We start from the raw sequence: 6,126 nt of genomic DNA on the forward strand, positions 1-6,126 counted from the left end.
TTTGGCGTTTGAGCAACGCTAAATAAACGATTACGACGCTCTATTAAAGGGTAGGATGGAGGATGAAATGATGCCTTCATCCTTCACTATTTCATCACCTCTAGATGGCTATGATGTTTCCGGACTTCTCACAATTTCAGCAACTCGCAACTCAAGGCAATTTTATTCCCGTTTATCAAGAATGGGTGGCTGACTTAGATACTCCGGTTTCAGTGTGGTATCGAGTCTGTGCAGGTCAGCCCTACAGTTTTCTGTTAGAATCCGTTGAAGGCGGGAGCGCGTTGGGGCGCTATAGTTTTGTCGGTTGTAACCCAGTTTGGGTGTTAGAAGCCCGAGGAAGACGCACAACACAAACTTATCGGGATGGAACGATCAAAGAATTTGACGGTGATCCGTTTCAAGTTCTACAAAATTGTCTCGCTCCCTATCATCCGGTAAAATTACCCCAGTTACCTTCTGGAATTGGAGGATTATTTGGGTTTTGGGGGTATGAACTCATTCGCTGGATCGAACCGCGTGTTCCGGTGATGCAAGCGACTGCTGATCAAATGCCAGATGGGTTGTGGATGCAGGTTGATCATCTGATTATTTTTGATCAAGTTAAACGTAAAATTTTAGCGATCGCTTATGCAGATACTCGCGATGGTGATCTTCACACGGCTTATCAACAGGCTTGCGATCGCGTTACGCAACTTCTCGATAAATTAGAGTCACCGCTATTTTCACGGGAACGAACGTTGTTAGAGTGGACCCCGCCAACCGCCAACAAACAACAGCCCAACTCTAGCGAAATTGACGGTTATTGTAGTAATATTTCCCCAGAACAATTTTGTGCGAATGTCGAAAAAGCCAAAGCTTATATTAAAGCGGGAGATATTTTTCAAGTCGTGTTGTCGCAGCGACTCTCAGCCCCTTACGAGGGCGAACCGTTTGCATTGTACCGTTCTCTGCGGTTAATTAATCCTTCTCCCTACATGGCTTATTTTAACTTTGGGAATTGGCAACTGATCGGATCGAGTCCAGAAGTGATGGTCAAAGCCGAGAAAACCCCGGAAGGAAAAACGATCGCCACGTTACGTCCAATTGCGGGAACTCGCCGTCGGGGACAAACGGTAGCCGAAGATGATGGGTTAGCAGCCGAGTTGTTACAAGATCCCAAAGAACTCGCGGAACACGTTATGCTAGTAGACTTGGGACGAAATGATTTGGGGCGGGTTTGTGCAAATGGTAGCGTCTTGGTTGATGAATTGATGGTGATTGAAAGATATTCTCATGTGATGCACATTGTTAGCAATGTTGTGGGAGAATTAGCAGAGGATAAAACTGCTTGGGATTTGTTAAAAGCCTGTTTTCCGGCGGGAACCGTTAGCGGGGCTCCCAAAATTCGGGCGATGGAAATTATCCATGAGTTAGAAGGGTGTCGTCGTGGGCCTTATTCGGGTGTGTATGGCTATTATGATTTTGAAGGACAACTCAATAGTGCGATTACGATCCGAACAATGTTAGTCAGTCCTCAAACGGATGGTAAATTGGTCGTTAGTGTTCAAGCAGGGGCGGGTTTAGTGGCAGATTCTGATCCTCAGAAAGAATACGAAGAAACGCTGAATAAAGCGAGGGGTTTGTTGGAAGCAATTGGTTGTTTAAAACAGCCGTAGATCTTGAACTGTTTTGGGGTGCGACGCTGGTTTTTTGAAATTGAAAGGGTTTATAATTAACCTGAACAATAGTGTTTTCTAAGAAATGTACTTTGATAAACGATTGAATACTAATACCGAACATCATGGAATTTTATATTGTTGATGTTTTTGCAGAAGATAAATATGCGGGGAATCAATTGGCTGTAATTTTCGGTGAGGGAGTTGCGTCTCTATCCGATGCAGAAATGCAGCAAATTGCCCAAGAGATGAATTATTCAGAAACATCTTTTATTCCGTCGATTCAAACCGAAGATGGAGGCTATGATGTCCGCATCTTTACCCCTCAGAAAGAATTGCCTTTTGCGGGTCATCCAACACTAGGAACAGCCTACATTATTCAACAAGAAATCATTCAAAAACCGCTTGAACAAATTATTTTAAATTTAGGGATTGGGCAAATCCCGGTGACGTTGACTAAAGATGAAGATGGTGATGAAATTTTATGGATGCAACAGAATAAACCTGAGTTTTATCAAACGTTAGAGGTGGATTTAGTCGCACAAGTATTAGGGCTAGAGATCACCGAAATTGACGATCTTTTTCCCATTCAAGAGGTTTCAACTGGAATTCCATTTATTTTGGTTCCGCTAACTGATTTAGCCGCTTTAAAAAAGGCAAAAATCAATTTAGAATCCTATTCAAAGCTGATGGAAATTACCCATTCTACTGAAATTTTAGTCTTTTCTCCAGAACCCTATAGTCCAGAAAATCAGATTAGTGCGAGAATGTTTGCACCCGCTTTAGGAATTCCTGAAGATCCAGCAACGGGAAGTGCAAATGGATGTTTAGCAGGATATTTAATTAAACATTCTTATTTTGGCCAAGATCAGATAGAAGTTAAAGTTGAACAAGGTTATGAAATTAATCGACCTTCAATTTTGTATTTGAAAGCTCGACAAGTTGCTGATACAATAGAAGTGAGGGTTGGAGGAAAAGTGGTGAAAGTGGCAAAGGGAGAATTATTTTAGGGAAAGATCAAACTTTTGCTACATATCTATCTCCCAATCTCCCAATCTCCCAATCTCCCAACCTCCCAATCTCCCAACCTCCCAATCTCCCAACCTCCCAATCTCCCAATCTCCCTATCTCCTACCAAGGATTTCCAATCAGAGTAAATCCAGACCAATAGAAAGGATGAGACAGTTCTTCCTCCGTAGTAGAAGTTAAACTCGGAGGTAGAGAAACCTCGCCCCGAGAAATAAACAGTTCACCTGCTTGTAACCGAACTTTACCTCGAATCATCGCAATTTGAGTTTTTTTCAGTGCTTCTGCTTTGGTCGAAGCTGCTTTTAATTGTTGATAAAATTCACTCATCAAAGCCAAAGTTCCGCGATCGCTAACATACCACAAACTGGCTAAGGCCGACTTTACCCCCGACTGAAGGGCTAATCCAGCAAACCCTAACTCGACATTATTATCTCCAACTGCCGTTTGACAAGCACTCAACACCAATAACTCCGCAGGCGGACTACTCCACCGTATTTCTTTCATTTGACTTAACCGCAGTTGAGTATCCCAGAGTTGAATATAGGAATTTTCCGGCTTTCCCGCTCTAAATTGGGCATGAGTCGCCAGATGCACAATCTCAAACCGATTAAAAGCTAATTCTGTCTCTAAATTCTGCAAAGTAGACATTTGGTTGAGAAAAGATTTTCCTGACCATTGTCCCAATAGAGTTGACAATGATGCTTCTTCCCCTGATGCGGGTTTCACAATATTTGATAATTCTACAGGTACCGCCGGAAGGGGATTTTGTTCTGCAAATTCCGACACCCCCATTGCTAAAACCTCTCCTCGTTGGAGATTCTCGTAATTGGTATCAACCAACAAATTAAATGCTGGAATTCGAGTTAAGCTATATTTCTCCACCAAAAACTGTTGTCCGTCATGCAAAACGCCCAGGGGTAACGTTCGCAAACCTGGCCCGGTACACAAAAGTAGAGTATCAATCCCTTTTTCCTTCAGCGTTGTTTCAAAGGGTTGAATAATCCATTGATACAATTGTTGAGCAGGTTTAAGATAGGAAGTGGTTCCGACTCTCCTCGGGTTCGTGACTTCTAAATAGAGTCGCTGAACTTGTTTCATCAGAGTGATATGATCGGCTTCTGAAATCACATCACCTGTTGCTTCGCCATCGGGAGTTAATAAAATTAATTTCAGATAATCGGCTTGAGGGGCAACCCATAAAACAGCCGGTTTGCTTCCGGTTTGGCTGGCGAGACGAGAGAGAATTTGGGCAATATCATCTGATGTTAGAGTGACTTCTGCCAAATTGCGGTTAAAATAATCTTCATATTGTTTTTCCCAGGTTGTTTCTAAGCGTGTGATCTCATCCCGCCAGTTTAAATTTTGGGGGATATCCTGAGATAATGTGGGTTGAGAGAGGACAGCAAGCAACACACCGAAAAATACAAAACACAAAATAGCTAGCCCACTGTTTACCCCATACCGCCTGATACGAATTGCGGCTAGGGTTGATGCGAGAAACACCCGTATCTGGTGTCTGATGAGTTTGATCATTCCACTCAGATTAGAACGGCTTGACTCGATGATAACGAATTTGTCTGCCAGATTTGCGATCTGTAATCTCGGACTGAACCCTCAAGTTTTATAATAGCTACAGAGGATCGAGTTTCTATCCGAGAGACGATACAATAGTTAATAATCTGCTGAAATCTTGATTATTGAAATTATTAACTTGATATGACACCTCTAGACACTCCTGAATCGGGTTCAAATCATAACAATAGCGTTACCCTGACTGAAGAAACTTCTGACCAACCGTCGATGAATCCTGAAGAACAGGAAATGAATTCAGGTGATGAATTTCCCGATGAAGTGGAAATGTCGTTATTTGATCATTTAGAAGAATTACGACAACGTATTTTCTACTCGTTGATCGTGGTGGGAATTGCTGCGGTGGGTTGTTTTATTTTTGCGAACCCTATTGTAGAAATTTTACAAAAACCCGCTCAAGGAGTAAAGTTTTTACAACTCGCGCCGGGAGAATATTTTTTCGTTTCTATCCAAGTTGCAGGTTACAGTGGATTATTATTAGCGAGTCCGTTTGTTCTCTATCAGATTGTTAAGTTTATTTTACCGGGAGTTAGTCTTCAAGAACGTCGTTTTTTAGGGCCGATTTTCTTCGGTTCAACTCTTTTGTTTGGTGTGGGATTGGTGTTTGCTTATGTGGCTATTGTTCCGGCTGCATTGAAGTTTTTTATTGGTTATGGTGCTGATGTTGTTGAACAGTTATGGTCGATTGAAAAGTATTTTTCCTTTGTTTTAAAATTATTGTTTGTGACGGCGTTATCTTTCCAAATTCCTGTAATTCAGATTTTGTTGGGTTTACTGGGAATTGTTTCTTCTGAGAAAATGTTTTCCGGTTGGAAATATGTCGTTTTAGGTGCTTTTATTGTGGGGGCTATTTTAACGCCTTCGACTGATCCGTTAACGCAAAGTTTGTTAGGGGGATCGGTTGTTATTCTCTATTTTGGTGGAATTGGAGTGGTTAAGGTGTTAGGGAAATAATCGTTTTACCTGAAAAGTTAAAGGTATAATCGTGACTTAGAACAATCAGAAAAACGACTATAAACCCAAGTTTCTGTACCCTAAATGAAGTATAAAAAGTAACTGAAATTCTGATCAACTCAGATTTTTTGCTTTTATAAATTTTGATTTTTTGTCAGAGGAATGCAGTCATCAATTGAATGCACTCCTCTTTTTTATTGAAAAGCCTAAGCTTTCCTTCCAATTAGCTCAACAAACTTATCAAGCTTTGATTTCTGACTCTCAAAAGAGTCTTTTGTCAGGCAGATAAACTACTTGAGCGATATGTTGGCTGTGTTTTCAACTATTCCGACATAAACCAGTCGGCGGGGTGTTCTATGTCCAATTATAGCAAATTTATCAAGATTACTTGGTATGACAATAGGGACAATAAGTAATTTAACTCGTATCCCGGTTGAGCATTCAAGTGCGAAATAGTCCGGGTGATTAACCCGAAAATTATTGGGATATTGCCTTGACAAAAAAGCGATAATACTAATATACTACATTTATTCATTTTTGATTTAGAGGTCTATCAAATGTTGGATTGATTAACCCATCAAGCAAATAAAGTAGTTCATCGACTTGTATTAAGGAAAAATTCACCATGAAAAAAAAGAAGAAAAAGCAGAACTCTGTTGAACAGAACTCTGTTGAACTTTACTTTCACAAATACAAACAACGAGCAGAGCGAGCCTGTAAATGTTATCAGGTTATCCGTCCTAACCACACCCCGAAAAACCTTCCGAGCGATGTCCAGGAACAGGTTAACAATGCGATTAACAGCCTGTCCGAGAACCCCAAACCTTCCGAAAAGTAAGAAGCGGCGGGGACATAAAAATATTCAGGAACATCCCTATTGGTAAGTCTTATAGGCTGA

Annotated in this window: 5 protein-coding genes; 4 read left to right on the forward strand and 1 reads right to left on the reverse strand. The window is 41.1% G+C overall.

What is annotated here, in order from left to right; genetic code table 11:
- The first annotated feature begins 110 nt into the window (after nucleotides 1-110).
- Together trpE and L8106_RS26900 are read left to right on the forward strand one after the other, a co-directional pair.
- The gene (gene trpE, locus L8106_RS26895; protein ID WP_039897373.1) at nucleotides 111-1,655 is read left to right on the forward strand and encodes an anthranilate synthase component I; all 1,545 of its coding nucleotides are present in this window, start codon (nucleotides 111-113) and stop codon (nucleotides 1,653-1,655) included.
- A gap of 125 nt (nucleotides 1,656-1,780) precedes the next feature.
- Complete coding sequence (locus L8106_RS26900; RefSeq protein ID WP_009787702.1) at nucleotides 1,781-2,665, forward strand: PhzF family phenazine biosynthesis protein; 885 nt, start codon at nucleotides 1,781-1,783, stop codon at nucleotides 2,663-2,665.
- Nucleotides 2,666-2,786: 121 nt separating this feature from the next.
- Here L8106_RS26900 and L8106_RS26905 read toward each other — a convergent pair whose 3' ends face one another.
- Entirely contained in the window at nucleotides 2,787-4,217 is a 1,431-nt protein-coding gene (locus L8106_RS26905; RefSeq protein WP_198013007.1) for a CHAT domain-containing protein, read from the reverse strand.
- 183 nt (nucleotides 4,218-4,400) lie between these two features.
- On the opposite strand from L8106_RS26905, the gene tatC reads away from it, so the two are divergent.
- Together tatC and L8106_RS26915 are read left to right on the forward strand one after the other, a co-directional pair.
- Nucleotides 4,401-5,228, forward strand: coding sequence for a twin-arginine translocase subunit TatC (gene tatC / locus L8106_RS26910; RefSeq protein WP_009787705.1), 828 nt, complete (start codon nucleotides 4,401-4,403; stop codon nucleotides 5,226-5,228).
- 625 nt (nucleotides 5,229-5,853) lie between these two features.
- Complete coding sequence (locus L8106_RS26915) at nucleotides 5,854-6,066, forward strand: hypothetical protein (RefSeq protein ID WP_009787706.1); 213 nt, start codon at nucleotides 5,854-5,856, stop codon at nucleotides 6,064-6,066.
- The last annotated feature ends 60 nt before the right edge of the window (nucleotides 6,067-6,126 follow it).

Origin of the sequence: Lyngbya sp. PCC 8106 (genome assembly GCF_000169095.1) — a bacterium.
GTDB lineage: Bacteria > Cyanobacteriota > Cyanobacteriia > Cyanobacteriales > Microcoleaceae > Capilliphycus.